Raw genomic sequence first — 16,411 nt, forward strand, 5'->3', positions numbered from 1 at the left:
TAATTAGAAGATAAAGGTATCGGGCTATAGAAGAAAATATGACACGAAATCTAGTTGAATACATGTGTATTTTATTATTACGAAAAACAATAATTTATGCCAAAACAGCCTTTATATAAAAGAAATTACTCGCAGAAAACTTATTATAGCTGAACAAGTTCATAGATATTTTTGTCATTAAGATTAATAATTTTTTCATTATAGTATCCATACAAACAAAGCTCACCATTTGGCGACATATTAATCGGTAGATTTGCTATATTTGACAAGATTGATTTTTTTTCACCAGTTAGTACGGAATAGGTAATTAACTCAAAATCATCGTGATAGCTATCATAATTACCACTACCGTATGGAGCAAACGTGATAAATTCATCCTTACTTTCAATAAAGTCAAAATAAGGGAAAAACCATTGTGAATAAAGAGCTAACAGCGGAATTTCCATTTGGGTCATTTTGTTAATAGGACTAACTTGATAAAAGGAATAATAAGCAATGCTGTCACCATCTGTTGTAATTGTCATTAAGAGATTATTTGTAGTGGCATACATCGAAACGTCCTCTATCAAATGCCGCCCTTGTTTCGTTTGTAGGTTTTGTTCATATAAAGGTGCCGAGTAAGATGGTTCATCTTGGTTCCACTTTAAATATGTAACTTCTTCAATTCCAGCCCATTGAATAAATGGTATATCTATTGTATTTTCTTGAACACTCTGTTTAGAAACATTTAACAAATAAGTTTCAAAGGACCAATCAGCAAAAAAAGTCGTTACATATAATAGCTCAGGATTATAAGGGTTCCATTCATAGTTTAATTCGTAAGAACCTGTAGCCCACTTGAATACCTCTTTCCCTTCCTTATCAACAATAACAAGCTCTGCCTCATACGTAGTCGGTAAAGTATGTAGCAAGAAATAACTTTGATTATGGTTCCCTTTTATTGTTGAAATTTCTGAGCTACTCTTATATAGTTGTTCCTTTTTCCCTGAGTAGATATTGTGCTTATACACAGTAGAACCTTCATTCTCGTTAGTAATATACAATATCGTCGTATCATCGTACCAATCCCCAACCGTTTGAATACTGCGTTCATCAACATCAATTGGTTGAATTGCTGAATTGGGTGTATACAACTGGTCTATTTTCCCTTTAGTTAGATCATTTACAAATCTTAATGAAGGTTGTTTATCTATCGTTTTTGTACCATTATTTATAAAACAACCAGTAACCACTGTTACAACTATGATTAAAGAAAAAACAAACCAAAACCAACGCATATTATCGTTCACCTCACCTACTTGTATATACGATTATGATGCGTGAATGGTTTCATTTCAAGAAAAACCTAAAAATCACATATACATAGAAGCTAGAAAGATTCCAACCGTTTTATTATAAATTTCATCAAACTGAGATAACGGCAATGGATTTATTCCTCTTCCAAGCTCTATAGTAAAACCTGATCTTCTCCACTCTTGGATAAACCAATCTTTGTAGCCTGCGTGGCTATCAACGTACCGTACCGCTTTATATCCACTCGCCCTAACGAATTCTTTTACAATTGCTTCTGAGTATGGAGGCTCATAACCTTCATATCCCCAATAAATCTCTTCTCCTTGTGTATGGAATGCTAGCACTCTGTCAAAATTGCGGATTTCTGTTAGTTTTTCCATTGCTATTGCTTCAGGTTCTGTTAATGGGGCATCACCAGGATAATCTCGAGGAGCTGGTGCCTTTGGCTTTTTACGTTCTTTTTCAATTTCCCAATTTGCTGGATATTGATTATTAAGGTCAACACCTCTAATATTTGCTTTCCAATCAGAAAAATTCATACTTCCGTTATTTATTTGAACTACTTCAGTTTTATAAGGCATTTGGTTTGGTGTGCCGTTAATGACAAGATTGACACCATCAGGATTTACCATTGGGACAACTGACAGCATAACTGAATCATATAACTTCTGTGTTAAAATTCCACGAATGTACCCACTATTTGTGAGTGATAACAGATACTCATTTAAAAATTGCATAATTATAGCTGTTGTTATCCATTCATTCGCATGAAAAGAACCGTTCCAATGAACTTTTTTTGGACCTCTGCCAATGATAAGTTCGGGTATGTTTGAATTTAATACTGATTTCCCAGCTTCATTTAATTTAATAAATGGGTATGCCTTACATAGTTTATTAATATCTCTAACCAATGCTTGATAATCGTATAAGGTATTAGTATGGATGACACCATTTGAAATGAAAATAGGAATATAAATTTGTTGGCCAATATTTAACTTATTTGGATTTACGTGCTGATTTACGAGTAATAAGGCATCGGTTGCTAAATTAAACCTATGCGCAATATTCCAATACATGTCCCCTGGTTTAATTGTATATGGTCTTAAAGTAAAGCCTGGTATTTTCACCTCATCTCCAATAGACAAAATATTAGGCTTCTTATGTGGATTGGAATCAATGATAAGTTGCAGAGGAATCTGAAATAATTGGCTGAAATACCATAGTGTATCACCTTTTCTTACTATAACTTTCAATAGTAATTCCTCCTTATATCTTGTTACTACAAGGCTCTTTTCGTACATTTTGTGTTTATACGAAATTACCACAGTGAAAAGAAGTTTTATGTGACTATCATGAAAAGATATATTATAAACGTGTCCGTGTTTATTTATTAGTGTGGAAATAGCCTTTTTTAAACTTGTTATCGTGTTGAACTACATTCGTTTATTGAGAAAAGCTTTTATGGGAATGTCATTGTTTATAGAAGAAAAAATGCCATAAGAACTAGTTATACGTGATAATTGTAGTAAGGGAAGCTATAACGAATGTGAAAACAGCCTAATACAACAATATGAGTATCAATAGTAAAACATGAATAAAAACGCTATGACCAACTTCATATGGCCATAGCGTTTAGTATTTCATTCGGTGTTTAATAAGCTCATTACTATTTTTCTTCTGTTAAATTTTCATTATAAGATGTTCCATCGTAAAACCTTAATAAATCCCCGTAGACAATGTTATCAGAGTACTCTAGCTCCTGCTTCGCTTTTTCTTCATAAGGCTCACACTTAGAACCATCCGTCTCTTCGCCTGTCTCTTTATCATAGCATGTAGATTTTGTATATATATAATCTTCAGTAATAAAGCTTCCATCTCTAAGCACAATAAAATCTAGTTTATCTTCTGAGAAAATATCAGATCCGAAGTGCACATCATCCTTCGTATCGACACCTAATAAATGCAGAAGTGTTGGCTTCACGTCAAGTTGACCTGTTACTTTAGAAATCATTTCTGGATTTTTATCAGTCACACCCGGTATATGAATAATGAATGGAACCTTTTGTAATTGTACGACATCTAACGGTGTGATGTCCTTCTCTAAAAACTCACCCATTGCTTTATTATGGTTTTCTGAAATACCATAATGATCACCATAAAACACGAGAATAGAATTTTCATATAAACCTTCTTGCTTTAATTGTTCAACAAAGCTTTTCAATGATTCATCCATATATCTTACCGTTGGGAAATAACGATTAAGTGTACGACTGTTTGACGTAAATTCATCTACCATTTTATCTTCTTCATCTAGCTCAAATGGGAAATGATTTGTTAACGTAATAAATTTTGTATAAAACGGTTGAGGTAATGTTTTAAGCTTCTCAACAGATTGATCAAAAAACTCAATATCTTTCAATCCCCAACCAATTGAATTTTCTTCGTTCACATCGTAATCTACTAATGAAAAGTAACGGTCATATCCAAGGTTAGGATAAATAACATCACGATTCCAAAAGCTTTTATTATTTGCATGAAAAACTGCGGAATAATAATCTTCTTCTTCTTTTAAAATCTCTGGTGTTGCACGGAACTCGTTTTCAGCATTCGTGAAGAAAACAGCTCCTCTACCTAAAGGATATAACGAGTTTTCAACTAAAAATTCTCCATCAGATGTTTTCCCTTGACCTGTCTGATGGTAAAAATTATCAAAGTAATAGCTTTCTTCAATTAAATCATTTAAAAATGGTGTAATTTCCTCGCCATTAATTGTTTCGTTAATCACAAAGCTTTGCAAAGATTCCATTGAAACCATAATGACATTGCGATCCTTTGCTATGCCAAAAAAGTCTTCATTTGGCTCTGTGTAATTTGCATTTAAATAGTTCTCAATTTCAACAAATTCACTGCTGTCTGCAAATGCTCTTTGTGCTTTTGTTTTTGACGTTAACACAAGATCATATATGTGATAATTGTACGACCCGATATTTTTCACAAGCATTTCACGATCAAATGTACGTGTTAACAACTGAGGACGTTCTGTTTCTGCAAGACCTAAGTTAAAAAATACAACTGCTGCGACCATTAAAAAATATGCCCTACGTTCTCTGTTTGTAAAAGTTGTTAGTGATGTACGTATATTGTTTTTACGCATAATGAAATATAAGATGAGCACATCTACAAACATAAAAATGTCAGTCACATGTAATAACTCAAAGATACTATTACCTAAATCTGCTAGATTATTAGCTTGAAAGAGTAAAGGTATCGTAATAAAATCTGTAAACTCTCGATAATACATTACATTTGCGAACAGGATAAAAGAAACAATAAAACTCGTAATAAGAATATATCGATTACGTCTTTTTTCTTTAATAAACAGTGCTATACCAAATACAATGAGTAAAAAGCTTAATGGGTTTATAAAAAGAATAAATTCTTGCTTCCAAGATTCAATTTTAATATCAAAACTAGTTTTATAGACAATATATGTCTTAATCCATAATAAAACTGTTGCTATAAGAATTATAGACATTTTTGACAATGATGATTTTTTCATACTGAATTCCTCCCTAGATCATTGCATATCTAATGGAAAATTTTTTGTATTTTTTTACATTTATAGGCTATTAACAAAAACAACTAATGGTTATCTTAATACTTTTTTTACTAAAATGCAAATTAAAATTAACTATCTACTGTTAAAATAATCTTTTTATCTTATTCACCGGTTACTATAATTAGACGAATGAACTAACAAAAAGTTTCATGTACTTTTATATTCAGAATTGTTCCAATAATAACACAACCTAGATGAACCATCTTTCGACAGCTTTTATGTTGCGCTATTTACGCTGTTGCTGCGCTAACTTGTGTGTAGCCATACAATGACATAAAAGCGTTCGTGGTAGCTGTTCTTATCAACGGTCAAATCTAAAAACATAACATCCTTCTACTTAACAGTTAACAAAGGTTATAAAAAATAGCCTAAGTATAATAAACATGACAAGTTAACGAGAAATCAATGTTAGTAAGAAATGCAAATTCAACTGAATATAAATGAACTGTAACTCTAATCCTTTAAAGAAAGTTAAATGTGTACTAACAGTTATAGTACAGAATATACAATACTTTGTCTTACTCTTCTTGTCAATGGGTATATCTAACACATCGACATTCAACTAGCTATAATGAGTGTAATATACTTGTATTACATCTTCTATCGTTATAGATGTCATTTTCCTTACAATGTTGTCACATAAATGAAAACAATGGACTCCTTTCTAGGTGAAAAAAAGTCGTTTTACTCAACCGTTTTGTAAAAAAGGTGCTATGAGCACTAAGATACTAGGTTCAATTTTCAGTTTGTAAAGCATCAATCAATGTAATAAAGGAGAAACAAAAAAAGGTTGACTATGTGTCAACCTTTGCGTTTTCCCCTATTGTTTATACATTCTTTTTTACTAACCATGCAGCTCCAATTACCCCGGCATCATTTCCTAAAGTAGCTAAAGAAATAGATACACCTTGTGCTACCCTTGGAAAAAGAAATTGATTGAATTGTTCAGTTACTTTATCCACTAAAATTGCGCCTGCGTGTGATACACCGCCGCCAATAATTATTTTTTTAGGGTTTAAACCATTTGCTAAACTAGCTAAAACAAATCCTAGATGAAAGGCCATATAATCAATTACTTCAAGTGCCAATTGATCTCCTTCTTTTGCCGTATCAAAAACTAGTTTTGCTGAAATTTGTCCTTGCTGTTCTGAAAACTCTCTTAATTTACTAGGAACGGTTGTTTGTTGAAGTTTTTCCTTAGCTACGCGAACGATTCCAGTTGCAGAAGCAATTGTTTCAATACACCCTTTTTTTCCACAGCTACATAAAGCACCATTTTCTAGTACAGAAGTAATATGACCAATTTCTCCACCTGCACCATTTATACCGTGGACGAGTTCACCATTAGCAATAATACCTCCTCCAACTCCAGTTCCTAACGTAACACAAATTAAGTCTTCAGCTCCTCCTCCTGCTCCCTTCCACATTTCACCAGCAGCAGCATTATTTGCATCATTATCGACAATAACGGGAAGGTCTGTTATCGCTTCCAAGTGACTTTTTAGAGAATAATTTTCCCAGCCTAAATTTCCAGCTACGTATACAACACCTGTTGCTGTATTTACTGGACCAGGAGCACCTACACCAATTCCAATTAAATCTTTTCGAGATTTTTGTAGCTGTGCTAGTTTATTATCTATAGCCTGCGCTATATGGTTTACTATATGTTCTCCATTGTCAGAAATATCTGTAGCAATTTCCCATTTTTCAATAATATTCCCTTCATTATCAACAAAGGCTAACTTTACTGTTGTTCCTCCAATATCTACGCCAACATACCATTTATTATCCATTCTATCTTTCATTCCTTTTATTAAATAAGTTTATCAATCGATACTACAAGAACTTTCTTTAAATGTATAAAAAATAATTGCTTTATACGTTTTATGCCCCGTCTTTCAAACGTTGAACTTCTTGACGAAGTAACAGTAGTGCCATCTGGTAGTCCTTTACATCTACAAGCTGTGATTGATATAGCTCTTTTAATTCAGATTCCATTAATTCAAGATCGGCAATTCTATCACCAATGTATATTATTGTACCATATTTTTTTAATAATTGTTGAACGTCATACAATGTCCTCATAATAATTATCTCCTAACGTCAGACTATTTCAAATCACTTGTACATCACTTACTTTATAAAGAAATAGCTTAGTTCGTCAAGCTGAATAACAAATAACAAAAAATGAGTGCCAAAGATGACACTCACGACAAATTAATTCTTTAGTTCGAGTGGGATTTTCAAATATGTGGAATAATTCCCCATGATTTGCTCCATACCCACATTATTTAACCATTTTACTAGCGATCTGGATCTTTTGGATGTAAAATTGTAGGTCTCCTGTTTTTCAATGGTATCGGCGCACGAACTAATACATCTCTGAAAGCTCGATAAGAGAAAGGTAAAAATGGCCACAAATAAGGTGTGTGGAATGATTTCATACGTGCTAGCATCACTAGCCATATCGTAATACTAATAACAAAGCCTGCTAGACCAAAAGTGGCAGTAAATAATAAGATTGCAATTCTTATTAACCTATTTGCCATACTCATTTCATAGCTAGGTGTGGCGAAAGTTCCAACAGCTACAACAGCAAAATAAAGAACAACTTCATTAATAAATATACCCACTTCGATTGCAACCTGACCAATTAAAATAGCTGCAACTAAGCCTAGCGCAGTTGCTAATGAAGATGGAGTATGTATAGATGCCATCCTTAACATATCCATACCTATTTCTATTAGCACAATCTGTAATAATAACGGAATTTCTCCTACATCCTTTGGAGCTAAATATTCCAGTCCTTCTGGTAATAATTCAGGATGGCTTGCAAATAAATACCACAATGGTAAAAGAAAGAGCGATGCCCAAATTGCTACAAAACGCACAAGACGCAAATACGCTCCTACAATTGGTTTATTTCGATATTCCTCTGCATGCTGTAAGTGATGCCAAAATGTTGTAGGCGTAATTATTACGCTAGGAGAACCATCGACAATAATAATGACATGTCCTTCATAAATATGAGCTGCTGCGGTGTCAGGTCTTTCCGTGTATCTAACTAACGGATAAGGGTTCCAATGTCTACCTGAAATAAATTCCTCAATTGTTTTTTCTGCCATAGGTATACCATCTGTATCTATTTTATTTAATGACTGCTTTATATCTTCTACTAGTCCTGTGTCCGCGATATCCTCTAAATAACAAATACATATATCTGTTTTTGACCGTCTACCAACTTGCATATACTCCATACGTAATGTTCGGTCACGTATTCGTCTCCTTGTTAATGCAGTATTAAAGACTATTGTTTCAACGTAACCATCCCTTGCACCTCGAACAACACGTTCAATATCTGGTTCCTCTGGACCCCTGACAGGATATGTTCTCGCATCAATGATAATGACATGTTCAATACCATCAACGACTAATGCTGTAGGCCCTGCCAACACAGCATCTACTACAGTCTCTAAATTATCTGTCTTTTCAACCTCCACATAAGGAATATAAGTTTTTAGAAGCTTTTGCAATACATCTTTTTCAAGTTGTTCTTCTGTTAACTCGGATAAGATTTTCATCAAATAATGGAGTATATCATCTTTAGCAAATCCATCAATTAAAAATAAGGCCATATCTCTTTTAGCATATTCAACGTCTAAATGAATAACATCAAAGCTCTTCTCAACACCCAATTCCTTGCGTAAAAATTGTATATTTTCAGCTATGTTTTCTGAAACAGGTGTTACTTTAGTTCTCATATCCATCTCATCACCACCAAACAAACTTCTTCCACCATCATTGACTCTATTTCAAAAAAAAATACCTTTGAATGATCTATTAGTGGATATTTGTACAAGTTGATTCATACATATTTATAAAATACCTGTTAATGGTTATCTACAACTATTTATCAAATAGGTAGTTTTATAGTGTATAAAGATGTACTAAGAAAGTAGCAATTTTCGTATTATTTGTTGTTTTTCTTACTAAGTACCAAACATAAATCCAGTTATCGTTTGTAGTATCCATGCATCTTTCATCGATGACCATCTAATAAAATCTATTTCTGAATGTTCTAAGTTGGTAACAATTGCAACGATGTTTTCGCATAGAGTAAGTCCTAAAATATGAGTTAGCTAGCTAGTTAACATCTTTCCTATGCTACGGAGGGTTAGTATGAAGAGACGATCGTTTTTTATCATTTTAGCTCTTTTTTCAATTTTCACAGCAATACTGTTCGTTTTTGTACAACATGACACTACACAAGAAAGCATCATTTACTTCCCTATAGATCCTGATGTAACGTTTACTCATACAGACAGCACACTTACGCTATTGGATAAACCAAAGAATAATAAATATATCATTGAATGGGATGTCACCTCAGTTTTAGATAGAGAAGCGTATTTAAGACAAGATATTTCTTTGCTGTATGCGAATGGGAGATTATTAGATACTCTCTCAGAGTGGGAGGATTACAGTGAGAAAATTGCCCAATACAAAAAAATCCAAGCGGATGAAAGCAGATACTTTGTGACAATCTCCTACCATCATGCTGAATTACATAATGATGATTTGAACATTAAAAGTAGCCAACAAATGAGTTTTGACGAGCTGTACGTAATTAATTCTTTATTTGCCCCCCTGCAATCATTTCGAATAGCGGAAAATAAGGAACAAAAGGAGTGGAAGTATGTTTTAGATCATGCTGTAAAACAGCAATTACAGTATAGTTGGAAGCGTTTAGTAGATCATTTTCAATTACCATTGAAAAATTATATACAAATTCCTCTTTCAGACATTGTACTATTTAATGACAAACCATTCATTAATAATAATGCTGAAAAGTCACAACAAATCCTGGGTAATTTATGGGAGGGGTTATACAAAAATTATTTCCTGGGCATTAAAAAAAAGGATGGTACTATTATAGAGCCAGTTGGTAGTACCATACCTCTTATTCTACTTAGTAAAGATTATACTCATCTGATTATTTTAATTGAAACAAGAGATGGTGAAGCTGTAAAACTTATTCAACAGATTCCTTCGAATTCATAAGTTGTGTATATAGTTCTTTATAATCTTTATTATTTGGTTTTATATCTAATGCATCTTCCGACAACTCTAAAGCTTGTTCATAGTTACCTTCATGTGTATAAATCAATGCTAAATTAAAATAAGCCTCATCATATAACGGTTCTATATCAATTACTGTTAGTAGGTTTTGTTTAGCTAAATCAAAGTTACCTTGTTTTATTTCTATATAAGATAATAAAAATAGTTGGTCTGCCTCATATTGATGGTCTTGTGATGTATTTCGCAATAAATCATAAGCCGCTTCGTAATCCTCCTTGTCTATATACTCTTGGGCAACTGACAGGGATACAGCAGGATCAAATTTAGGGTAAGAAAAACCTAAATAGGCAAACACAGAGACGAAAATCACAGTAGTTAATAAGAATATCGTCTGCTTCACTATGTGCTTATGTTTAGGTAAATGGACAATACTTGCCGCCAAGAAACCACCTATAAGCCCTCCTATATGTCCTGCATTATCAATTGATGGTATGCTAAACCCAAATAATAAATTGATGCCGATCACTATAAGTATATTCATACCCATTGTTCTAAAAAATAAGTTAGGGTGTATAACTCCAAAAAATAACAAAGCACCAAAGCATCCAAAGATCGCCCCGGATGCTCCTGCTGATAGTGAGGAACTTAAGGCAAAGCTTAGCAAAGTTCCTGAAAAACCAGCAAACATATAAATGATAAAAAATCTTGTGCTACCAAATATTTTTTCAACTGCGGATCCTAAATAAAATAATGCTACGGTATTCATAAGCAAATGTAAGAAGCCAATATGTAAGAATATTGGAGTAAAAAATCTCCACCACTCACCTGCCAGAATTGATGGATTGTATTTTGCCCCAAACTTCATTAATACTTGAGAACTTTGACTCCCACCACTAAATTCCAATAAAAAAAACATTCCTAATTGAATCATAATAAAAATATATGTCCATCTTGGTTTCCCATACTGAAACAATTGTTGCTCTGTTTTGACCTTTTGTTGTGCAACTGTAAATACTTCTTTTTTTAGATTTTCTAACAATAATGGCTCTGTTAAAATCTTATCCGTGTCAACACGTGGATGAAATTGCAGTAAATGTGATATATCACTTAATCCCTGTTGAATATTCTCTGAATGAATAACAAATGAATGTACTTTCGTTTCACTATTCTTGCCAGCAACTAGGGGCTCTTTAGTTCGAAATTCCCAGTCATCAACAGGGGGGAAAGTTGATATGTACAAATTTACAACTTCTAAACCTCTTCTAATCGTTTTTCTACGTAAGCTATCGACTTTTTGTAGAACTACTTGCATGTCACGCTCGAGCCAATTACTCCAATCAAGGTCATGTCTCAATATTCTGATTACTCTCTTTTTCTTTCTTGTCGTCGGCTCCAGCCAAATTTCTTGGTGGTCATTTGAGACAGTTAGGATCCTATAATTTTCTTGAACTACTAATTGATTGATGATCCCCCAGTACAAAACGTCTTGCTTAGAATTCAATTGGTAATCTCCCCTCTGAATTGTTTGAATATTAGTCACTAAAGTAATCTTTCTAATAGGCTGTTTTCGCATAGATTATTGTTAATCCCACACTAACAACAAAACTCGTATACAACTTGTTATGGTGCTATCTTATCTTCTCTAAAACGACATCCAAGGAATGATAGCAAACAAAGTTTACTTAAAAGTCCTTCTATAGTAGTTTCTATATATGAAGCAATTCGGAAAGTTCATCAATTTGGCTACAAGTTCCGTATATGCAATCAGCTGTAGAAGGCTGTTGATTTCTTGTATTAAAATAAATTGCATCCCATCCTGCTTGTTTAGCACCTAACACGTCCAGTTCCCATGAATCACCTATGTATAGTGCTTTTTTCACTTCCATATTCACAACGTTTTTCGCGTGATCAAAAATTTGCTGTTGTGGTTTTTCAACACCTACATCTTCTGAAACAATCACAAATTCCTTTGGAAATATTGTTTGCAAACCCATTTGTATAATCTTTCTATATTGTATATCCATTTTACCGTTTGTGATGACAACGAGTCGAAGTTGCTTTTGCACTAAATTTGATAAAATTCTCGTAATCCCATCTATTGGTACTGTATATTTACTAACTACCCGGTCAAATTCTTCTTGAAATTCGTCTGCCATGTTTTTTGTTACAAGTAGTCCAAGCTCATTAGCTGAATGAACGAAGCGCTTACGCCTGTATTCATTTCTAGACATGCAATTATTTTCGTATAGAGGCCAATACATGTCACAATATTTTTTGAAAACAGGAAACCATATATCTGCTTCAATTTTGTTGTGAAGATGGTTTGTGTACATATATACTTCATAACAATGTATCATTGCTCTTTGAAACGTTCTTTCATAATGAACAATTGTATTATCCAAATCAAATCCAATTAAATTCCAATACATATGTACCCTCTTTTTTTGTCTTAGGATGTTCCCTCTTTGAGTGTCGCTTTTCGTATACAATAAGAAATTCCAAATACACAGGGCGGGTGTTATTTTTTAAAACGTGTTTTCGTATAGTTTGTTGTTTTACATATAAAAAAATAAACACGTGTACAACTAGATTTGCTGTTGTGTTGAACGTATTTTAAGAACGATAGCAACAAGGTTTACGAAAAGAACCTTTCTTACTAAGACGAATAATATTAAATATTCATCTAGCTGTTCTAATTAAGTAAAGGCTGTTGTTGAATTAATGGTAGCTTACTTTTCTAAAGGTCTTAATACCCCAAAAACCCCTTTTAGTTATTAGCTACATCAAATAGAAAGCTCTGTCTTTTTACCATTATATCTAGTAGTACATATATTAACAAATATAAGCCTTTCGAGTCTGACTAGACTCGAAAGGCTGTGTTAATAAATTGTTCTCTTATAAAAGGAATCTTCATTGTTAATCTGACAAACATTTTGCTAACAAAAGGAATCTGTAACAAAGCATCTGCTACCCTATAACGGTAGCGATACATACAAAACCCAAGTACGATGAGTATAATAAATCGAAAAAACCTTAGTTCCATATGTGCAACCTCCTTAGATATACCTTTTATCTTTTTAAGTCATTTTATCCATAGGATATCCAAAAGATTATATGCTTAATTTAATCATGCACATTTAATTACAGAACAAGCCTTTATAAAGGGCAGTTTTCACATACCTTATTTCTTCCTTACTAATAAGGTTTACACACTTTAAAATACTAAATTTCTTGGCAGCCTTTCTACTATAAAACGATGACTGTTGTTTAAAGTGGACATCTTAATCCTCTAGGGCAGGAACATGAGCAACAAGGTTTACGGAAAGAGTCTTATTACAACAATTATCTAGGACCGACTATCTGCTCAATAATAGCTAATCTTCACAAAACTGAAAATAAAAAAAGGGGTCTCCCCCTTTTTATTGTACATATTTAATTTCCTAGCACTGGTCCCATAGTGTCCTTCAAGACTTTGACTGAATGTGAAAACTGTTCTTGTTCAGTTTTATCAAGTTTTAATTCTACGATTTCACGTATCCCTTGTCGATTAACGATTGCCGGAACTCCAATATAAACATCCTGCTCACCGTATTCCCCATTTAAGTAAGTAGATACAGTTAAAACAGAATTTTCATTTTGTAATATCGCTTTAGTAAGTCGAACTAAGCCCATTGCTATACCATAATAGGTCGCACCTTTGCGTTCAATAATTTGGTATGCGGCATCCCGGACATTAACGAATATTTCATCCAAATCTTCCTTACTAAATTCATTTTCATCATTTACTATATCTACAATCGATCTTCCACCGATATCTGCATGGCTCCACACTGGTAACTCTGTATCTCCATGCTCACCGATTATATAACCATGAACATTTCTTGCATCTACATTAAAATAATCACCAATTAAATATCTAAAACGTGCTGTATCTAAAATAGTCCCTGAACCAATAATACGTTCTTTTGGTAAACCAGAAAGTTTCCATGTTGCATACGTTAATATATCAACTGGGTTTGCAGCGACGATGAAAATTCCATCAAAACCACTAGCCATTACTTGATCAATAATTGTTTTATAAATTTTAACGTTCTTTCCTACAAGATCCAATCGAGTTTCACCTGGTCTTTGATTTGCACCAGCACATAAAACAACGATGTCAGCCTTTTGACAATCACTATAGTCACCAAACCATATTTTCGTAGGAGATGGCGCAAAAGCAACCCCATGGTTTAAATCCATTGCATCCCCTTCTGATTTTTCTTTATTTAAATCAATTAACACTAATTCTTCCGTTACCCCCTGATTAAGAAGAGCAAACGCATAGCTAGAACCTACTGCCCCAGTTCCTACTAGTACAACACGATTAACATTATTAGCCATAAATATATACCACCTTTCTTATATATCAAAAAATTTCTTTGAAAGCATTCTGCAAATAACTTCAACAGTTCTCAATCAACAAAATTTCTCAAAACAAAGTTGTTTCCTACACGAACGAAATATAAATATATCCGCAGATTTTAAACTATAATGATATTGATTATGTTGTTTTCTTTGTTCCTACATTAATAAATATACACTAATTTCTAACGTTTGAAATACTATGTAAGCGTTATATATATTGCGATATTGTTACAATTTTATTCACTGATCAGAGAATGAAAATATTCATTATAACCTAGAGTAAAATGAGCCCACCCAATAAAGCCGAAATTGTGATAGCTAATAAATTAATCATGTCATTATTTAAAAAGTGGAAGCCTTTCAAATGATCGCAAGTTATACCACAATGTTCTGTTTTTTCAGTAACTAACGAGCACTTTGGGCATTGATATACAACTTGGACAGTTGCCCCGAGTAGTGTATCAATTAAGCTCCCAATAAATCCAAATAAACCAATGAATAGTATCAATAATATCGTCAATTCATTCCAAATCAAGGATGCAAGTATTGCAATAAAATAAGCACCACCTAACGAACTAACAGTACCTAATATTGTCATCGCTCCAGACGTTCCTGGGTCCACTCTCCTCATCGTGGTAATTAAGAAAGGCTTCTTCTTACTCAAAGTACCTAACTCTGAAGCCCACGTATCTGCGTTTGCCGCTGCAATAGATATTAGGAAAAGGTATAGCCAAATATTTACTGGGTCAAAATAATATAACAAACTAGCAAAGGCGGGCACACCCCCATTCGCCAAAACCTGTACCCAATCACGCTCATCACCTTTTGCCACTTTTTCTACTACGAATGCTTTTTTTTCCAGCTTGAACTTACTCCACAGACTTGAACTTACAAAAAAACTACCTAGTATAAATAGTCCTTTCCACCCAAACCCCAAAATAACAATTACCCCAATGATGATTGTTGCAATTGCACCAGATAAAGATAGCGATTTAAGTCTTTTACCGCTAAGAGCCGCTACAAATATGATTGCAAAATAAAATAAATAATTATCATTCATTACAAATAATTTCCTCTTCATTCGTTAGAATTCTTTGTACACGCTTGTCAAATGATTCAGTTGGTAAAGCCTGCACTATTTGAATAGCGAAGGCTAACGAAACTGTATTACCTATATAATTGACTAAATATCGATCATAATATCCCCCACCAAATCCCAAACGATCTCCAGTTTTTGTAAAACACAACCCTGGTACAATTAATAAATCTATATCATGAGATGCTGTCTCTTTTGTTTGTTCCTCTATAGGTTCCTGTAAGCCATAATAAACCATTTCCAGTTGATCAAAAGAGCTAATTTCCCTAAATGTCATCTTCTTCTTTGTCGGATGACATTTTGGTACTACTACTTTTTTATTATGCTTCCATGCTTTTTCTATAATTGGAATTGTATCAACTTCCGGCCTTTTAGATATAGTAATTCCAATTGTATTTGTATTTTTCCACAGACGATGTGAAAACAGGCGTTGAGCGATTAAATGAGACCAATCATGGTAGGTGTAGTCATCTATTTTATGTAAAGACTTTTTCACTATATTACGCAGATGATGCTTTTCTTCCATTATAATCACCTTCAGTATAAATTTCTTAGTACTTGCATTTCCATCATAAACGACAAATGAATGTAATTACATTGCAATTGCTGTATTGATAAAGAATAAAACGGATGGGGCCTATTCTTTAAGTGTAGCAAAAAATCAAATACTTCTAAATGATTTTGCAAAAGGTTGTTTTCAGATAGAAATAAACACGTCCACTACTAGACTAAGAATGCGTGGCCTATTCTAAGGCGATGACAAACATATAAAATTCTTCTTGCGCTTCTAATTTTATAACATAGCAACAAAGCTTACGAAAAGTGCAAAAAAAGTATTAGTTTGCGATTATGAAATTAATTTAAGCGCTATACATCATTCGTAATTTCCATAAAGTAGATAAAAGTGTTATTAGGAA

Annotated in this window: 13 protein-coding genes; 1 reads left to right on the plus strand and 12 read right to left on the minus strand. The window is 33.3% G+C overall.

Going from position 1 to position 16,411, the window contains the following annotated elements:
• Nucleotides 1-143: 143 nt before the first annotated feature.
• The 6 genes from JM172_RS01425 to JM172_RS01450 all read right to left on the minus strand — a co-directional run bounded on the left by JM172_RS01425 (nucleotide 144) and on the right by JM172_RS01450 (nucleotide 8,673).
• The gene (locus JM172_RS01425; RefSeq protein WP_214480252.1) at nucleotides 144-1,277 is read right to left on the minus strand and encodes a YqgU-like beta propeller domain-containing protein; all 1,134 of its coding nucleotides are present in this window, start codon (nucleotides 1,275-1,277) and stop codon (nucleotides 144-146) included.
• A 75-nt stretch (nucleotides 1,278-1,352) separates the two neighbouring features.
• A complete protein-coding gene (locus JM172_RS01430; protein ID WP_214480253.1) occupies nucleotides 1,353-2,546 on the minus strand; it encodes a M14 family metallopeptidase in 1,194 nt (397 codons plus the stop codon).
• A 413-nt stretch (nucleotides 2,547-2,959) separates the two neighbouring features.
• A complete protein-coding gene (locus JM172_RS01435; protein ID WP_214480254.1) occupies nucleotides 2,960-4,852 on the minus strand; it encodes an LTA synthase family protein in 1,893 nt (630 codons plus the stop codon).
• An 887-nt stretch (nucleotides 4,853-5,739) separates the two neighbouring features.
• Complete coding sequence (locus JM172_RS01440) at nucleotides 5,740-6,705, minus strand: ROK family glucokinase (protein ID WP_214480446.1); 966 nt, start codon at nucleotides 6,703-6,705, stop codon at nucleotides 5,740-5,742.
• A 91-nt stretch (nucleotides 6,706-6,796) separates the two neighbouring features.
• Nucleotides 6,797-6,997: a YqgQ family protein gene (locus JM172_RS01445; RefSeq protein ID WP_214480255.1), complete on the minus strand. Its 201-nt coding sequence runs from the start codon at nucleotides 6,995-6,997 to the stop codon at nucleotides 6,797-6,799.
• A 218-nt stretch (nucleotides 6,998-7,215) separates the two neighbouring features.
• Entirely contained in the window at nucleotides 7,216-8,673 is a 1,458-nt protein-coding gene (locus JM172_RS01450) for a spore germination protein (RefSeq protein ID WP_483297233.1), read from the minus strand.
• A gap of 418 nt (nucleotides 8,674-9,091) precedes the next feature.
• Here JM172_RS01450 and JM172_RS01455 point away from each other — a divergent pair, with 418 nt between their 5' ends.
• Nucleotides 9,092-9,973: a hypothetical protein gene (locus tag JM172_RS01455; RefSeq protein WP_214480257.1), complete on the plus strand. Its 882-nt coding sequence runs from the start codon at nucleotides 9,092-9,094 to the stop codon at nucleotides 9,971-9,973.
• Here the strand turns inward: JM172_RS01455 and JM172_RS01460 are convergent.
• The 6 genes from JM172_RS01460 to JM172_RS01485 all read right to left on the minus strand — a co-directional run bounded on the left by JM172_RS01460 (nucleotide 9,945) and on the right by JM172_RS01485 (nucleotide 16,020).
• Nucleotides 9,945-11,492 carry a rhomboid family intramembrane serine protease gene (locus JM172_RS01460; RefSeq protein ID WP_214480258.1) on the minus strand — a complete coding sequence of 516 codons (1,548 nt, stop codon included), beginning with the start codon at nucleotides 11,490-11,492 and terminating at the stop codon, nucleotides 9,945-9,947. The two genes, JM172_RS01455 and JM172_RS01460, sit on opposite strands and share 29 nt — an antisense overlap.
• Nucleotides 11,493-11,697: 205 nt before the next feature.
• Nucleotides 11,698-12,420 (minus strand): HAD family hydrolase, encoded by a 723-nt coding sequence (locus tag JM172_RS01465; RefSeq protein WP_214480259.1) that lies wholly within the window; start codon nucleotides 12,418-12,420, stop codon nucleotides 11,698-11,700.
• Nucleotides 12,421-12,851: 431 nt separating this feature from the next.
• The gene (locus JM172_RS01470) at nucleotides 12,852-13,034 is read right to left on the minus strand and encodes a hypothetical protein (RefSeq protein ID WP_214480260.1); all 183 of its coding nucleotides are present in this window, start codon (nucleotides 13,032-13,034) and stop codon (nucleotides 12,852-12,854) included.
• A gap of 389 nt (nucleotides 13,035-13,423) precedes the next feature.
• Nucleotides 13,424-14,374: an L-lactate dehydrogenase gene (locus tag JM172_RS01475; protein ID WP_214480261.1), complete on the minus strand. Its 951-nt coding sequence runs from the start codon at nucleotides 14,372-14,374 to the stop codon at nucleotides 13,424-13,426.
• A gap of 298 nt (nucleotides 14,375-14,672) precedes the next feature.
• Nucleotides 14,673-15,458, minus strand: a complete 786-nt coding sequence (locus JM172_RS01480) for a DUF92 domain-containing protein (RefSeq protein ID WP_214480262.1) — start codon at nucleotides 15,456-15,458, stop codon at nucleotides 14,673-14,675.
• On the minus strand, nucleotides 15,451-16,020 hold the full coding sequence (locus tag JM172_RS01485; protein WP_214480263.1) for a 5-formyltetrahydrofolate cyclo-ligase: 570 nt from the start codon (nucleotides 16,018-16,020) through the stop codon (nucleotides 15,451-15,453). The genes JM172_RS01480 and JM172_RS01485 overlap by 8 nt, the downstream gene beginning before the upstream one ends.
• Between the last annotated feature and the right edge of the window lie 391 nt (nucleotides 16,021-16,411).

The sequence above is a fragment of the Bacillus sp. SM2101 genome (genome assembly GCF_018588585.1).
Taxonomy (GTDB): Bacteria; Bacillota; Bacilli; order Bacillales; family SM2101; genus Nanhaiella; species Nanhaiella sioensis.

Bases quoted from the DNA above. Each gene is read 5' to 3' on its own strand.
- JM172_RS01425 (WP_214480252.1), bottom strand. From the start codon at position 1,277: ATGCGTTGGTTTTGGTTTGTTTTTTCTTTAATCATAGTTGTAACAGTG.
- JM172_RS01435 (WP_214480254.1), bottom strand. From the start codon at position 4,852: ATGAAAAAATCATCATTGTCAAAAATGTCTATAATTCTTATAGCAACA.
- JM172_RS01440 (WP_214480446.1), bottom strand. From the start codon at position 6,705: ATGGATAATAAATGGTATGTTGGCGTAGATATTGGAGGAACAACAGTA.
- JM172_RS01445 (WP_214480255.1), bottom strand. From the start codon at position 6,997: ATGAGGACATTGTATGACGTTCAACAATTATTAAAAAAATATGGTACA.
- JM172_RS01450 (WP_483297233.1), bottom strand. From the start codon at position 8,673: ATGAGAACTAAAGTAACACCTGTTTCAGAAAACATAGCTGAAAATATA.
- JM172_RS01455 (WP_214480257.1), top strand. From the start codon at position 9,092: ATGAAGAGACGATCGTTTTTTATCATTTTAGCTCTTTTTTCAATTTTC.
- JM172_RS01465 (WP_214480259.1), bottom strand. From the start codon at position 12,420: ATGTATTGGAATTTAATTGGATTTGATTTGGATAATACAATTGTTCAT.
- JM172_RS01470 (WP_214480260.1), bottom strand. From the start codon at position 13,034: ATGGAACTAAGGTTTTTTCGATTTATTATACTCATCGTACTTGGGTTT.
- JM172_RS01475 (WP_214480261.1), bottom strand. From the start codon at position 14,374: ATGGCTAATAATGTTAATCGTGTTGTACTAGTAGGAACTGGGGCAGTA.
- JM172_RS01480 (WP_214480262.1), bottom strand. From the start codon at position 15,458: ATGAATGATAATTATTTATTTTATTTTGCAATCATATTTGTAGCGGCT.
- JM172_RS01485 (WP_214480263.1), bottom strand. From the start codon at position 16,020: ATGGAAGAAAAGCATCATCTGCGTAATATAGTGAAAAAGTCTTTACAT.